At 40.4% G+C, this 14368-nt stretch carries 15 protein-coding genes; 5 read left to right on the top strand and 10 right to left on the bottom strand.

Features of this window, described 5'->3' with window-relative positions; translation table 11 throughout:
* Window positions 1-15: 15 nt before the first annotated feature.
* The 7 genes from scpB to rpsF all read right to left on the bottom strand — a co-directional run bounded on the left by scpB (window position 16) and on the right by rpsF (window position 3993).
* Window positions 16-576 carry an SMC-Scp complex subunit ScpB gene (gene scpB, locus JKG64_RS07490; RefSeq protein WP_202102117.1) on the bottom strand — a complete coding sequence of 187 codons (561 nt, stop codon included), beginning with the start codon at window positions 574-576 and terminating at the stop codon, window positions 16-18.
* A 21-nt stretch (window positions 577-597) separates the two neighbouring features.
* A complete protein-coding gene (mqnC, locus tag JKG64_RS07485) occupies window positions 598-1722 on the bottom strand; it encodes a cyclic dehypoxanthinyl futalosine synthase (RefSeq protein ID WP_210353693.1) in 1125 nt (374 codons plus the stop codon).
* Window positions 1723-1749: 27 nt separating this feature from the next.
* A complete protein-coding gene (locus JKG64_RS07480) occupies window positions 1750-2406 on the bottom strand; it encodes an HAD family hydrolase (protein WP_210353692.1) in 657 nt (218 codons plus the stop codon).
* A 5-nt stretch (window positions 2407-2411) separates the two neighbouring features.
* On the bottom strand, window positions 2412-2759 hold the full coding sequence (locus tag JKG64_RS07475) for an LPXTG cell wall anchor domain-containing protein (RefSeq protein ID WP_210353691.1): 348 nt from the start codon (window positions 2757-2759) through the stop codon (window positions 2412-2414).
* Window positions 2760-2903: 144 nt separating this feature from the next.
* A complete protein-coding gene (gene rplI, locus JKG64_RS07470) occupies window positions 2904-3347 on the bottom strand; it encodes a 50S ribosomal protein L9 (protein WP_202102113.1) in 444 nt (147 codons plus the stop codon).
* Between the two features lie 14 nt (window positions 3348-3361).
* Window positions 3362-3625, bottom strand: coding sequence for a 30S ribosomal protein S18 (rpsR, locus tag JKG64_RS07465; protein WP_021072256.1), 264 nt, complete (start codon window positions 3623-3625; stop codon window positions 3362-3364).
* On the bottom strand, window positions 3625-3993 hold the full coding sequence (gene rpsF, locus JKG64_RS07460) for a 30S ribosomal protein S6 (protein ID WP_021072255.1): 369 nt from the start codon (window positions 3991-3993) through the stop codon (window positions 3625-3627). Before rpsF ends, rpsR begins: the two co-directional genes overlap by 1 nt.
* Before the next feature lie 224 nt (window positions 3994-4217).
* Between rpsF and JKG64_RS07455 the strand changes: the two genes are divergently transcribed.
* From JKG64_RS07455 to JKG64_RS07435, 5 genes are all read left to right on the top strand, one after another.
* Window positions 4218-4778 (top strand): Crp/Fnr family transcriptional regulator, encoded by a 561-nt coding sequence (locus tag JKG64_RS07455; protein WP_210353690.1) that lies wholly within the window; start codon window positions 4218-4220, stop codon window positions 4776-4778.
* Window positions 4779-4862: 84 nt separating this feature from the next.
* On the top strand, window positions 4863-6254 hold the full coding sequence (locus JKG64_RS07450) for a TolC family protein (RefSeq protein ID WP_210353689.1): 1392 nt from the start codon (window positions 4863-4865) through the stop codon (window positions 6252-6254).
* 151 nt (window positions 6255-6405) lie between these two features.
* Window positions 6406-7374 (top strand): HlyD family secretion protein, encoded by a 969-nt coding sequence (locus JKG64_RS07445; RefSeq protein WP_210353688.1) that lies wholly within the window; start codon window positions 6406-6408, stop codon window positions 7372-7374.
* 2 nt (window positions 7375-7376) lie between these two features.
* Window positions 7377-8540: an ABC transporter permease gene (locus tag JKG64_RS07440; protein WP_210353687.1), complete on the top strand. Its 1164-nt coding sequence runs from the start codon at window positions 7377-7379 to the stop codon at window positions 8538-8540.
* A gap of 15 nt (window positions 8541-8555) precedes the next feature.
* Window positions 8556-9080: a GNAT family N-acetyltransferase gene (locus tag JKG64_RS07435; RefSeq protein ID WP_210353686.1), complete on the top strand. Its 525-nt coding sequence runs from the start codon at window positions 8556-8558 to the stop codon at window positions 9078-9080.
* Here JKG64_RS07435 and JKG64_RS07430 read toward each other — a convergent pair.
* The 3 genes from JKG64_RS07430 to glmS are packed head-to-tail and all read right to left on the bottom strand — an operon-like array spanning window position 9063 to window position 14085.
* Window positions 9063-10028, bottom strand: a complete 966-nt coding sequence (locus JKG64_RS07430) for an alpha/beta fold hydrolase (RefSeq protein ID WP_210353685.1) — start codon at window positions 10026-10028, stop codon at window positions 9063-9065. The two genes, JKG64_RS07435 and JKG64_RS07430, sit on opposite strands and share 18 nt — an antisense overlap.
* Before the next feature lie 37 nt (window positions 10029-10065).
* On the bottom strand, window positions 10066-12240 hold the full coding sequence (locus JKG64_RS07425; RefSeq protein ID WP_210353684.1) for a DUF4954 family protein: 2175 nt from the start codon (window positions 12238-12240) through the stop codon (window positions 10066-10068).
* 3 nt (window positions 12241-12243) lie between these two features.
* The gene (gene glmS / locus JKG64_RS07420; protein ID WP_210353683.1) at window positions 12244-14085 is read right to left on the bottom strand and encodes a glutamine--fructose-6-phosphate transaminase (isomerizing); all 1842 of its coding nucleotides are present in this window, start codon (window positions 14083-14085) and stop codon (window positions 12244-12246) included.
* Window positions 14086-14368 lie beyond the last annotated feature (283 nt).

Below are 14368 nucleotides of genomic sequence, written 5' to 3'. Positions count from 1 at the left end.
TGTTTTGGTTTTGCCTTATTCTATAATCTCGCCGATGCTATTTTCTTCGTTGATAATATCCTTAAGTTGAGGAAGGTCTTTCACAGAATTTATTCCAAAATGATTCATAAATTGATCACTTGTAGCATAAAGCAAGGGTTTTCCGATACTCTCCGCTTTTCCCACAATTTTTATAAGGTCCTTTTCTAATAAGCGTTGTATGGAATAGTCACAGTTTACGCCTCGAATCTGTTCTACCTCGAGCTTGGTAATAGGCTGTCTATAGGCAATTATGGAGAGTGTCTCTAGTCCAGCCTGACTCAACTTTTTGCGGTCACGATGCGCCTGTAATTGATTTATAGCGTCATGGTATATTACCTTTGTCAAAAACTGGTACTTGTTATTGATGGGAGATAAGGTAAAGACGGAGTCTTCGCCCTGATACTTTACTTTTATTTTGTCAAGAAAGGATAGTACCTCATCTTTATTGATCTCGATTAGTAGTGCGTCTTGAAGTACGTTTTTAATCTCGATAGCGGAAATTCCTTCTTCGGAAGCAAAAATCAATGCTTCTATATTGAGCATAATGTCTTTCATTGGACTGTTTTTAAGGCTTTCTTAATAATTTATGACCTGTTCAACCATTGACTCTGGAATTTCTCTAAATTGATAGGTTTGCGTACGTAGTTGAGGCTCAAAACCAGCTTCTATGATTGCGTCCTGTATTGATTTTGAGGTAAATCTATGCGGTGCACCGGCTGCAGAGACCACATTTTCCTCTATCATGATAGACCCAAAATCATTTGCTCCACTGTGTAAGCACATCTGCGCTATCGGTTTGCCTACGGTTAGCCACGATGCCTGGATGTTCTTGATGTTTGGAAGCATGATTCGACTGAGTGCAATCATGCGTATGTATTCGTCTCCAGTGACATTGTTAGCAATTCCACGTAGTCTTTTCAATAATGTACCATCGTCTTGGAAAGGCCAAGGTATGAAAGCTATAAATCCATGATTGTCGACGGGCTTTTCACTTTGTACTTCACGAATCCAAACGAGGTGTTCGAAGCGTTCTTCAATGGTTTCAATATGACCAAACATCATTGTTGCGGATGTTGGTAAATTTATCTTATGTGCCGCACGCATGACATCCAGCCATTCCTGTCCACCACATTTACCCTTTGAAATCAGTCTTCTGACCCGGTCGTTCAGTATTTCTGCACCTGCTCCAGGTAGAGAGTCTAATCCAGCTTCTTTGAGTGTTGTCAGTACATCAATATGCGACATTCCTTCTAGCTTGGCGATATGCGCAATTTCGGGAGGTCCCAGCGAATGCAATTTGAGCGTAGGATATAGTTCTTTGAGCTGTTTAAAAAGATTTTGATAGAACGCTATACCTAAGTCTGGGTGATGTCCTCCTTGTAATAGGAGTTGGTCACCTCCATATTTGAAGGTTTCCTCTATTTTAGCTTTATAGGTTTCTATATCGGTGATATAACTATCTTCATGGCCTGGGCGTCTGAAGAAATTACAAAATTTGCAATTAGCTATACAGACGTTTGTTGTATTTACATTTCTGTCAATCTGCCAGGTCACTTTGCCATGTGGTACTTGTTTTTTCCGCAGTAGATTAGCTACGTGAGCTAATTGTGTCGTAGCTGCATTATGGTATAAGAACATACCTTCTTCCTTAGAAAGGAAGTCAAATTGGAGCGCACGCGCTAATAAATCTTGAACATTCATCACAGACAAAGATAAGTAGTTTTTTAATTAATCTATAAGATTAAGAACGCTAGTAAGCTGTAGTTCCGAGTAATCGGATATGTATAAATCGCAGGGCGGAAGCTCGTTTTTGTGGTGTGAGCTCAAAACACCGACCACTTTCATATTAGCGTTAATAGCTGCTGAGATCCCAGAGAAGGAATCTTCAAATACGATACAACGGTTGGTGGGAATATTGAGACTGGCTGCTGATTTAAGATAGACCTCGGGATCGGGCTTGTGTTTTATAACGTTTTCGCTGGACATAAAAGATTCCATCATATTACGTATATCGAGTCCGTCGATAATGAGGTCCATATTGGCACGTGGCGCTGAAGTCGCTACTCCCGTTTTTATGCCCTGTTGTTTAGCCTGACTTAGGAAGGAGATATATCCTGGTAAATCTTGGATATGATTGGCATAAATTTCTCGGAAGAGTCCTTCTTTTTCCTCTTCCAGCTGTAGTAGCTCTTCGCCTGTAATAGGTCTTTTGAAGAAGTGGGACATGATGTAGGAGTTGTGTTTCCCATACATGTGTTCTTCAAACTCTGGAAGGCTATAGGAGATGTTATGTCTGTCAAAGAAGGCCTCGAAAGCTTTTGAATGATATGGGTTTGTGTGGGCTATTACGCCATCCATATCGAATAATAAAGCAAGTTCCTGCATGTTATTTAGTCTCTTCTAATAAATTCACGGTCTTCATCTGATAGTGCTGTTGGGGCATATGGAGATGAAGTGGTGCTATCTGTATCTGTAATTACTGTGGTGGGAATATTTGGGTTGGTTATAGCATATTCTTTCGGGTGCTTTTTACGACGCCTGAAGAGGATACCGCCTGTAATCATACCTAATACATAGAACGCTGCGAGCAGAATAAGCTTGGAAGTTCTAATTTCTCCAAAAAACCAGAAGGTGCTTTCTTCTTTATTGTTAAATAATATAATGACAACGATGGCGAGTAGGATTGCAATAATGATTGTTTTTGGCCTCATATCAAATACTTCTTTTGTTTTGGTCAAAAATAGGGAAAACTTTCTTTATCTACTAGCTTTTGGTCGGCTTTGGAGGGGATGGAAGAGGGAGAGGAATGTCTTTGAGAAGCAGGATACAAAAAAGAGGAGATAATTTTCATTATCTCCTCTGTATTTTTCATCGTGTACTGATTACTCAGCTACTACTTCGAAAGGAACTTGAACTTTCACTTCTTTGTGTAAGTTTAAGTTAGCTACGTATTCACCTAGTGTTTTAGGTTCTACTTCGAAAGTAATACGGCGACGATCTACTTCGTAACCTTGTGCTTTCAATGCGTCAGCAATTTGAATGCTGTTTACTTTACCGAAGATTTTTCCTGTTTCACCAGCTTTAGCACCGATAGAAAGCTTAACGTTTTCTAATTTAGTTGCTAATTCTGTTGCATCTTTCTTAATTTTCTCTTGTTTGAACTGAGCTTGTTTGATGTTCTCAGCCAATACTTTTTTTGCTGAAGATGTTGCTAAAATAGCAAATCCTTGAGGAATTAAGTAGTTGCGTCCGAAACCAGGTTTTACTACTACGATATCGTCTTTTTCACCAAGGTGTTTAACATCTTGTTTTAATATAATTTCCATTTATCGTATCCTCCTTATTTTAATGAATCAGCTACGTAAGGCATAAGTCCGATGATACGTGCACGTTTCACCGCTTGCGCTACTTTACGTTGGAATTTCAATGATGTACCAGTAAGACGACGAGGTAAGATTTTACCTTGATCGTTAACAAATTTCATTAAGAAGTTTGCGTCTTTGTAGTCGATGTACTTAATACCGTTTTTCTTGAAACGACAGTATTTTTTACGGTTGTCCTCTACTTTAGGAGCTGTCACGTATTGAATGTTCTCTTTTGACATTAGTTTGCTACCTCCTCAGTTTTAGTTTCAGCTTTCTTGTTGAATGCACCGCTGCGTTTTTTCTCGCTATAAGCAACAGCGTGCTTATCTAAAGCGATAGTTAAAAAGCGCATCACACGCTCATCGCGCTTGTATTCAAGCTCTAATTTTTTAATTAATTCACCTGGAGCCTTGAATTCAGTTAAGTGATAGAATCCAGTTGTTTTTTTCTGGATTGGATACGCTAATTTTTTCAAACCCCAATTATCTTCAGCGATAATTTCGGCTCCGCCTTCTGTAAGGATGCTTTTGAATTTTGCGATAGTTTCTTTCGCAGCATCCTCTGAAAGCAACGGGGTAAGAATGATTACAGATTCGTACTGTTGCATTTTTTAAATAATTATGTTAATTTAAAGTTTCCGTACTTACGGAAGTGCAAAGATATGAATATTTTTCTTTTTATTCTTATGAGGTTTAAAAAAATATCCAGTTGTATTATTTCCGTGTTCTTTGAAGGTCTTTCTTAAATACTTTTTAATCAAGTTTGGATAATTGGCGTTAAAATAGATATATTCAAATTGGATTGGCCGATGGCTATGTTTAAAGATAAACTATGAGAATTATTGACTATTTAAAAAGTCTATACCCTATAAATGATGAAATTGAATTTGTATTTACGGCGATGTCAGAGACGAAAAAATATGATAAAGGAGCGGTTGTTTTTTCTCCAGGGAGTTATTTAAAGCATGTTTATTTTGTAGAGAGTGGTTTTACACGGATTTACTATAATAAGGGGAAGAAAGACATAACACATTATTTTTTCGGTCCTGATACTTTTGGTACCGGTATAGAGAGCCTTTATTATGATAAGCCTTCGGTTTTCGGGTTTCAAGCGCTTAACGAGACCTGTATTACTCGGGTTCCATTTTCGGCGATACAAGATCTAGCGGCAGCAGACATTACGATGAACCGTATTATACAACGGATTCTGTTGGATTCTTTGATCAATTTTTCGAAGCGTTTTTATAATATGCAGTTTGAAACCGCTAGCGAACGTTATCAGTCGCTAATCGCCGAGAATCCGGCTCTTTTTCAGAAGGCTACATTGGGACATATTGCTTCTTTTTTAGGCGTTTCGCAGCAGACTCTTTCGGTTATACGTGGTTTGAAGTGATTTTTTTAAGATATCTTAAATTTTTAATAACAATTTAGACGTAGTTTTGTCTTGTTTATAAAAATAGTATGAAATTAAATTAGTATGAAATATAGGTATTGTTGTCTTTTTTTCTTCTTTTATTTAGGAAGCAGTATCTCCGGGAGTTTGCTGGCACAGGAGCAGTTGACCAGTTTTAAGGCACCTGTTGAACAGGCAGTAAGGCATAATAAGGGGATGCAAAATGCTTATCTGGAAAACCAAAAAGTAGCTTTGGAGCGGGAGGAAGTAAAAGGTAAGTTTCTTCCAACAGTATCCCTGCATGGTGGATATGGTTATCTTAACAGCAGTGTTGATCTAGATTTGCCAACACATCATCTTCCTATTACTGGTTTTAATCTGTTTGAGGGATCGCAAAGATCGAACCTGTCTACACAGGTAGCACTGGCAGGTGTGACTGCTAAGCAGGTTATTTTTAGTGGTTTGCAGATTACGAACGGACAAAAGGCATTAGAACAGAAATTTATCGCCCAGTCGCTGATGCAAGAGGCAGGACGTGATCAAATTGCACAAGAGGTGTTGTTTTCTTTCGATCAATTGATGCTATTGCGTGAGGTAGATGTGCTTATTGCGGATTCTGAAAAGCGATTGAATAAAGAGCATCAGAAGGTTGTCAAGGCCATTGATAATGGATTAGCTATTCCTTATGATCGGGATAAGCTGAAGTTAGCGATGCTGGAATTGGAAAATAAAAAAGCGGAAGTCGAAAGTAATCGCGAGTTGCTGTATTATAAATTGCAAGAACTGACTGGACTGGATAAAGCTGAATTGGAGACTGTTGTATACCCACTATCCGAGATTGTGCTTGCTTTGGATGAAGCTACGGTAATGAACCGTAAAGAGTTGCAGGCTCTTGAGGCTTCACAAAAGGCTTATGACTTTGCATTGAAAAAAGAAAAAGGTGGAAAGTTACCACTAGTCTTTGCTTTTGGTAGTGTTTCTTATCTGAATGCTTTTGATTCTCATTTTACATTGAAGGATATTGGGCAGGTAGGCGATGTAAAAATGAAGACGAACCATTTGCAGTTGGCTCCAAATTACGCTGTAGGGATTGGTATGAAGTGGAATGTTTTCGAAGGTAAGACGCATAAGAGTGCTATCGAACGTGCTAAGCTGGACATTCAGATCAATGAGAACAAATTGGAAGATACAAAGGAAAAGCTAAGCCTATTGCAGCGTAAGACACGTGCTGACTATGAGCTGGGACTTCAGAAAATTGGTGTGAATCAGCAACAGGTAGCAATCGCTAAGAATAACCTGCATTTGGCTTCGCGTCAGTTTGAGGAAGGGTTGAGTGATGTGACCGAGCGCTTGGAGGCAGAGAATGAGTTTTATAAACAATCCTTGGGTTATTATAGTCAGATTCTGAATCAGCGTAATGCGGTAACGGAGTTGTTGAAGGCTAATGGAAACCTTTACGATACGATTACAAGATAGGTACGGATTTCGTGTCTGTCCGTTAGGATCGGCTTTAAGAATATATAGATAGAATAAACAAAAAGAGATGATACAGTCTTATTACGGTTTAGACAAAAGAAGAGCAACCTGTTAATACGATAGTCAGCATCGTTATAAATAATTAATAATAATGAAAAACACATTTTATATAGCTTTTGTCGCATTATTGGTCCAGGGGTGTTCAAACAAAGATGCGAAACAGCAGAAGGCTCTAGAAGGAAAAATCGAGCGGGATCAGATTTCGGTAACCACAAAGATACCCGGTAAAATCCATCGGATTCTAGTCGAAGAGGGGCAATTGGTGCATAAAGGTGATACTCTGATTGTTTTGGAGCTGCCTGAGGTCGATGCAAAATCCGTACAGGCGCAGGGTGCTCTCGAGGCAGCTCAAGCGCAGTATGACATGGCGGTAAAGGGGGCAACGGACGGACAGTTGACACAGCTAAATGCTAAGGTAGCGGGACTGAAAGAGCAATATGATTTTGCGCAGAAGTCTCTTGACCGGATGAAAAATCTACTTCTTGATTCTTTGGTTGCACAGCAAAAATATGACGAGATATACGCTAAATACCAAGGTGCCAAAAATCAATATTTGGCCGCTCAGGCCGAGTTGGCTGATGTGAAGAATGGTGCTCGTATTGAGCAGCAGAAAATGGCATTAGGACAGAAGGAACGCGCGATAGGAGCAGTTTCGGAGGTCAATGTCGCAGCAAAGGAGCGTTATGTGATTGCTCCTCAAGATATGTCTATCGAAACGATCAACCTCAAGGTTGGAGAGTTGGCTTTGGCAGGATATAGTTTAGCTTCTGGCTATGTATCGGATGGCGCTTACTTTAGGGTTACAATTCCAGAAAGCCGTATTAAGGATTTTCAGAAGGGAGCTGTAAAGACATTGGCTATTCCTTACTTAGAAAATAAAACATTGAGTGCACGGGTAGAGACTATCAAATCATTGAGTAATTATGCGAGTATTAGTACAGCATATCCTGACTTTGAACAACAGGAGACTTTATTTGAAGTGCGTTTGCGTCCTACAAATGCTACGGATGATAAAGAATTGTTAACTAAAGCGACATTTATCGTTAAAGACGAGAAGTAATTATGGGTAACTTTTGGAGTTTGATTAAGAGAGAGTTCGCTTTATTCTATCAGAATAAGGTTTTACTCATTCTTTTTTTAGGAGCCCCTGTTATGTATGGTGTTCTTGTAGGAGGGGTGTATAAGAAAGGTAAGGTGACGCATCTGCCGATTATAGTGGTGGACGAGGATCGTAGTCCTTTGTCTAGGCAACTTATTGATATGTTCAATGAGAATGAGGTGATCTATGTTGCCGAACTGATGGCTGATCCTTTTGGCGCCAAAGAGGCTGCATTGGAGAAAGAGGCTACTGTGGTTGTTCATATTCCGAAGAATTTTTCATCAGATGTTAATTATAACCGTAGTACAGAGTTGACGTTATTTGTCAATGCTTCTAATACGTTGACATCAAATTATGCTATGATGGCGGTCAATGTGTGTGCAGGGACCATGAAAGCGGGTATACAAATCAAATCTCAGGAGAAGAAAGGTGTTCCTGCTTACGTCGCCGAACAACAGTATGAGCCTTTTAAGACGACTATTGTCAAACAGAATATACGGAGTGGTAATTACTTGTACTTTATGCTGCCGGGTGTTTTGCTGACTGTTCTGCAGCAGGTGATGATGTTGGGACTGGCCTTGAGCTTTGCGTCTGAATTCGAAAACAATACTTTCCGTGAGCTTGTAGGTAAGACTTCCAATGTCTTTGTGCTGATTCTGGTTAAGATTACTCCCTATGTGCTGATGTCCTTTTTAATTTATGGTTTGTACTACGGTTATTCTGTTTTTTATAGGATGCCTTTACATGTTGAAGGATTTGCGTTTTTTGGGGCTTCTTTTCTGTTTTTGCTTGCTGTTGCTTTCTTGGGGATATTGGTCAGTATTGCTATTCCAAGCCAGTTGAAGGCTACGGAGATATTGATGGTTATTGCTACTCCCTCGTTTATATTAAGTGGTTTTACCTGGCCATTGAGCCAGATGCCGGATTGGATTGTCTGGTTGTCTAAATTGATTCCGCTTACCCATTACCTTCAGATCTTTAGAACGATGATTATAGAGCAGGGAACAGCAGATCTTATAAAAGGGCCTGTATGGGGATTGGTGTGGATCGGAGGTGTTTCTTTGGTCGCTTCCATCATACTTTTACAATTTAAAATTAATAAGGTTAAAAAGGCTGAAAAAGCCTAGCATAGATATAAAGATATGTTCTCAGGTATTATTTTTCGTAAGGCTACCATTTCGGATGTGGATGCTGTCTGGGCAGTACTAGAGGAGGCGATAGCGAAGCGCCGTAACGATGGGTCGGATCAATGGCAGGATGGTTATCCCAATCGGGAAGTCATAATGGAAGATGTTGAAAAGGGGTATGGATTTGTAGCTGAGCGCATAGAAGGGGCGATAGTGGCTTATATCGCAGTAATCGGTGCTATCGAGCCTGCCTACGAGGAGCTGACCGGTAAGTGGCTTACAGAGCGTCCATATACGGTGATACACCGGCTAGCTGTTTCGCAACATGACGTAATAAAGGGACTGGGAACCTGGATGATGCTGGAGGCTGAAAAAGTTAGTTTATCCCAGGATCGATTAAGTATTAAAGTAGACACAAATTACGATAACGCAGGCATGTTACGGGTGTTTGATAAACTGGGGTATGTATATTGTGGTGAGGTGTACTTTCGGGGCGGGGCGCAACGTAAAGCTTTTGAGAAGTTATTGGATCAGGCGTAATTTGGCATGGGACAATAACCATTGTGCGATAGCTTCAAACACCTCTATGCTGTTTTCTTCCTGCAGGATTTCATGTCTTTTCTTTGGGTAAGTAATGATATCTACCTCTTGGAAGCCGCTTTCTTTAAGTTGTTTTTCTGTTTTTTCTATTCCCTTGGAAAAGCCACCAATTGGGTCATCTTGCCCGCTGACTAAGAGAATCGGAAGACTTTTTGGGATGGAATTCTGCCATCCTTTTTTTGTTGCTGTCAACAGTATGGTCAGGAGGGTATAGAAGGCGTTGTTGGTAAAAGGGATGCCACAAAGTGGATCTTCTTGGAAACGCTTCCTATTTGTTTTACTTAGACTCAGCCAACTGGTATCATCAAAGTCGGGTTCATGCCGAAATTTTGTATTGTTCATTTTGCTGAAGATACCATTGATCAGTTTGCTCCGTTTTCTAGGACTTATTTTCTGGAGTAAAGCTAGGAGCGCCCTAAAAGCTTCGGCTCCTGCTGTTTTGGCTCCGGTACCGATCCATATACTTCCATCAAATTCGTTTCCTATCCGTTGTAATACACATCGGGTAATAAAGGAACCCATGGAGTGTCCGATGATAAAATGCGGATGATCGGGGTGTTTGTCCTTTAAATAATGATGTAGCGCTATAGCGTCATTAATTAATCTCTCCTGCGGTCTTTCTTGTTGGAAGTAACCCTTTGCGGTATCATCGGTGGCGGTATTGCCATGACCTATATGGTCATAAAGCAAGACGGCGAATCCAACAGTGACGAGGTGTTCTGCAAATTGTATGTACCTTCCACTATGTTCTTGCATGCCGTGAAGAACTAAGACAGATCCTTTCAGTTCTTTGTCACTCGGGGTGATGTATGTCGTGTACAAGCCATATGGTGCTGCAGTGTCTTGGATGCTTTTAACTTTTATATGGCCTGTACTTGTGTTTGACATGGTAAGCTTAATTTATGATACAACTAAGATACAATATTTATTTTGTTGTTATTTTAGCGATTTTTTCTTCGTAGCAAGTGAACTCTGCTTGTTGCTTGATCAAGAAACTATTTTCTTCTAATTTTCCGACTACTTTTTCCATTTCTTCTTTGGAGTTATAGGTTAACATCCGAAATGGGTTTTCATAATCTTTTCCTCTTGATTTTTTGATTTCGCTGTAAATCCACTTTTTAGTATCAAGGCTCTGCGCTAATGTGTGGTTGATAAAATCGGTGTCCCAGTCTGCCGGTGAGGTCTCCGTAATCTGTGCTAGGGAAGCTAAAGCGTGATCGATTTTACTTTGTGGGTATAATTTACTCCAGGTATGATAACGCTCGTGCACCTCATTCCAGGAATCAATTTTTTGCGTTTTGATATCCTCTATCAGTGTCTTTATATGTTTTTGTGGAATCAATTGGCCTCCCACATTTTCAAAGTACTCCCTTCGTTCCGGAATAGCACTTGGAGCGGATGTTCCACATGTGCCCTTTTCGAGACAATCAACAAGGTGTACTGCCCCATAGTAATGAATCATACGCTTGAAAGTATGATAACATGCTCTCGCTTTCACTACTACAACTTTGCGATTTGAGAATTCTGTATTCGTGAGATATACCTCACGTTGGTTTAAATCAAAATTTGGATCCATTAAGAGTCGACGTCCACGGATTTGAGCTGTGGCTTCGGGTTCTATCTCCGGCCAGGCCTGGCCTACCGCCATTTCTATCTCCTGTAGGGCATCAAACATTTCATTAACGGTATCTGGTGCTAAAACATCATATTCGAGGTATTGATTTTTTAGTGTTCGTTTGTCGCGATCGTTGAATTTGGTTGTATTACGCATCAGCGCATACATATTGTAGAGAAACCAATATCCAGGAACTATCAATAATCGGTTTTTGTCGGCTTCATTGCTGACGAGAGAGAATGGTATTCTGATATCAAGCTCATGTAGAAAGTCGCCTTTTACAAGTAGGGTATAAGAGGCAAATTTTGAATTATGTTTGATACTGACACATAGACCGGGCCAAAACCCTCTTCCTGCTATTATCTCACCATCCGCAGCTCTTGAATTATGATTGGAACCTATTGTGGCTCCAGCAGCCATATTGCTTTGTCCTTTTATCAATGCTGCGCATAGGAAGGAGTTATTGTGATGTTGCTCGTGAGAAGGGAACAGTAACGAGTTGAGCACTTCGCAACAGGATATAGTAGAGTTGTCGCCTAAAAAAGAGTTGATCAGTCTGGCTCCATATTTCAGCTGTGAATGTGAAGATAATATAAACCTAACAGCTTTGACACCATAGAAAACGCGGCAACCGTAACCAATTATTCCATTTACAATTTCACATCCTTCTCCGATTTGTGTGAATGCTTCTTTACTGGAGTTTACCGTTACGTTTTTCAGCTTATTTACTCCTTTTATGTATGCATAAGGACCTATTTTAACATCCTTGATCGTATTTGAGTTCTTCAATACCACATTGTCGGCTAGGGTGCTATAGTATCCCCGTTGTGTGGAGAAATGCCTATCCGTTATTTCTAATAGGCGGTTTTGGAATATGAAATCTTCTCGATGGCGTGACCATAGGTAGACATCTGCCGCTTGCATGCCATCGAAGGGGACGACGGATCGCCCCCCATTTTCATTACATAATTCCATCCAGATCCTTTTGTCTGGAGATTCTCCTTCTTTGAGGATGCCGTTTCCAAATTTGGCGTTATTGCTGGTTTCCATTTCATTGATATTGGAGAGCAGTACCTGTTCTCCAATGATGAAATGTGCCATATAACGCACATGATGTATAGCAGAACATGCTCCGATATCGGAGCTTACTATGGTCGAATTGTATATTCCTGTAGGAAGGCGTAGGTCCCTATAAGAAAGGTAAGTCTGTTCCATAGCACCTATCCTTACCAATCCATAAAATTTGGAATGCTGGATCTGTTCCGGGAAAAAGGGGGCGCTAACCCATACCTTCGACCAGTCCGAACTGTAATTGAGCTGGTTGGTTAGCTGTTGAATCTCTTGGGCTGTGAGCTGTCTGAATTCCTTATCTGTTCCCAACTGTTGATTACGTATATCGTACTCGTTTGTTGGTCCAGACACCTCTTTTTCAGTTATAAAGCCATATCCCAAGGCGTGTAGCGGCTCTTTTGAAATGAATGTCATCGTCTATTCTACCGTTACTGATTTAGCTAAATTTCTAGGTTTGTCCACGTCGCAGCCTCTGGCAATACCGATATAGTAAGCCAATAGCTGTAGAGGAATAGTGGATAGTATAGGCGCTATGATTTCGTGTGCTTCAGGTATTTCGATACTGTCGTCGGCCATGGAAGATACGAAGGTGTCATCGGTTGATACCAGTGCAATGAGCTGTCCCGAACGGGCTTTTATCTCTTGCATATTGCTGATTATCTTTTCCTGTATTTTATCTTTTGTAGCAATGAACAATACCGGTAGATTTTCGTCTACCAATGCAATCGGTCCATGTTTCATTTCAGCCGCTGGATAGCCTTCTGCATGAATGTAAGAGATTTCTTTGAGTTTTAGAGCGCCTTCTAATGCTATCGGAAAGTTATATCCACGACCTAGGTATAGAAAATCTTTTGCGTCCACATATTTATGGGCTATACTCTTTATCTTTTCGAGTTGTGAATTTAAGATCTCCTGTACCTTATCAGGTACAGCCTGTAGTTCGTTGATAAGCGTGTCGCTGGTAGCGGTATCTATTTTTTGTTTGTATTGCGCGAGCTTGATTGCGAATAATAAAAGAGCTGCAAGCTGAGTTGTAAATGCTTTTGTACTGGCTACTCCTATTTCTGGTCCGGCGTGTGTGTAGATGCCCGAATCAGATAGTCTGGCAATGGAGGATCCGACAACATTGACGACCCCGAATATAGTAGCACCATGTTGTTTTGCGTTTTCAAGTGCGACGAGTGTATCCGCGGTTTCTCCACTTTGTGATATGGCTATGATCAGATCATCCGGTCCGACGATTGGATTTCTGTATCTGAATTCAGAGGCATATTCTACTTCAACAGGAACACGACAGAGCTCTTCAATCCAATATTCTGCTAGGAGTGCAGCATGCCAGCTGGTTCCACAGGCGACGATAATGATGCGATGCGCAGCTAGAAGTTTGTCTTTTACTTTTTCTAACCCGCTTAGGGTAATCTGGTGCGTGGTGCTATCTAATCTTCCTCTTAGACAATCCTGAATTGCTTTAGGTTGCTCAAATATCTCTTTCAGCATAAAGTGCGGGTAGCCTGCTTTTTCTATGCTGGCCAATTCCATGTCCAATTTTTGTACGAATGGCGTTACGATATCGTTACCTAGGTTTTTTAGGATCAGCTCATCAGGTTTTATAATTGCCAGCTCATAGTCATTGATATAAACGACTTCTTTGGTATGTCCCAACATAGGGGATGCATCAGAGCCTAAGAAATGTTCGCCATTGCCAATTCCGATGACCAGTGGGCTACCTTTTCTTGCAGCTATAATCGTGTTTGGGCTGTCTTCGTCCAGGACGAGGATGACATAAGCTCCTGTGATACGTTTTAAGGCGATACGTATTGCTTCTTCGAGCGTACAGGCATTATTTGTTTTGATGTCTTCAATGAAATTGAGCAGTACTTCAGAGTCTGTATCACTTTTGAAGGTATAACCTTTTTTGAGTAGCTCTTCTTTTATTGTTGCGTAATTCTCAATAATACCATTGTGTACCAGGGCTAACTTTCCATTCTGCGAACGATGCGGATGGGCATTGTGATCGGATGGTACTCCATGGGTCGCCCATCTGGTATGTCCAATTCCTGTTTTGGCCGAAAGGTCTATTGTTTTCGTCAACTCTTCTAATGCAGCCACCTTACCGGCAGTTTTGGATATTAGTAATTGTTGTTGAGAATGGAGCGCTATTCCTGCGCTATCGTATCCGCGGTATTCTAGTTTACGCAATCCCTCTATTAAATAGGGGTATGCTTGTCGATGGCCTACATAGCCGACAATTCCACACATAGTATCAAGTTTAATCTGTTAATAGGACAACAAAAGTAAATAATTCCTTCTAAACAATCGATTGCATGAGGTGTTTTTTCAAAAAGATATTTTTTAAGCCGTATAGATGGCAAAATGGAAAGTTTTGAAAGTTAATTCTGTCAATATCTTATTGGGTGGGGCGCCTCTGGTATGTCAAATGGAATCTAGAAAAGGTAAAATAGGCGTTACATCTATTTTATTCTGAGGAGGAATAGTCTATATTTCCTCAATTAAAGGTGTTTTTAGGCTGAGGAGAGCTACA

This window comes from Sphingobacterium tabacisoli, assembly GCF_017908035.1.
In the GTDB taxonomy this organism is placed as follows: Bacteria; Bacteroidota; Bacteroidia; order Sphingobacteriales; family Sphingobacteriaceae; genus Sphingobacterium; species Sphingobacterium tabacisoli.
Note: the sequence above shows the minus strand (reverse complement) of the source record. Positions and strands in the feature narration are given on the sequence as shown.

Bases quoted from the DNA above. Each gene is read 5' to 3' on its own strand.
- JKG64_RS07450 (WP_210353689.1), top strand. From the start codon at position 4,863: ATGAAATATAGGTATTGTTGTCTTTTTTTCTTCTTTTATTTAGGAAGC.
- JKG64_RS07440 (WP_210353687.1), top strand. From the start codon at position 7,377: ATGGGTAACTTTTGGAGTTTGATTAAGAGAGAGTTCGCTTTATTCTAT.
- mqnC (WP_210353693.1), bottom strand. From the start codon at position 1,722: ATGAATGTTCAAGATTTATTAGCGCGTGCGCTCCAATTTGACTTCCTT.
- rplI (WP_202102113.1), bottom strand. From the start codon at position 3,347: ATGGAAATTATATTAAAACAAGATGTTAAACACCTTGGTGAAAAAGAC.
- scpB (WP_202102117.1), bottom strand. From the start codon at position 576: ATGAAAGACATTATGCTCAATATAGAAGCATTGATTTTTGCTTCCGAA.
- rpsR (WP_021072256.1), bottom strand. From the start codon at position 3,625: ATGTCAAAAGAGAACATTCAATACGTGACAGCTCCTAAAGTAGAGGAC.
- JKG64_RS07425 (WP_210353684.1), bottom strand. From the start codon at position 12,240: ATGACATTCATTTCAAAAGAGCCGCTACACGCCTTGGGATATGGCTTT.
- glmS (WP_210353683.1), bottom strand. From the start codon at position 14,085: ATGTGTGGAATTGTCGGCTATGTAGGCCATCGACAAGCATACCCCTAT.
- JKG64_RS07445 (WP_210353688.1), top strand. From the start codon at position 6,406: ATGAAAAACACATTTTATATAGCTTTTGTCGCATTATTGGTCCAGGGG.
- JKG64_RS07455 (WP_210353690.1), top strand. From the start codon at position 4,218: ATGAGAATTATTGACTATTTAAAAAGTCTATACCCTATAAATGATGAA.
- JKG64_RS07430 (WP_210353685.1), bottom strand. From the start codon at position 10,028: ATGTCAAACACAAGTACAGGCCATATAAAAGTTAAAAGCATCCAAGAC.
- JKG64_RS07435 (WP_210353686.1), top strand. From the start codon at position 8,556: ATGTTCTCAGGTATTATTTTTCGTAAGGCTACCATTTCGGATGTGGAT.
- JKG64_RS07480 (WP_210353692.1), bottom strand. From the start codon at position 2,406: ATGCAGGAACTTGCTTTATTATTCGATATGGATGGCGTAATAGCCCAC.
- rpsF (WP_021072255.1), bottom strand. From the start codon at position 3,993: ATGCAACAGTACGAATCTGTAATCATTCTTACCCCGTTGCTTTCAGAG.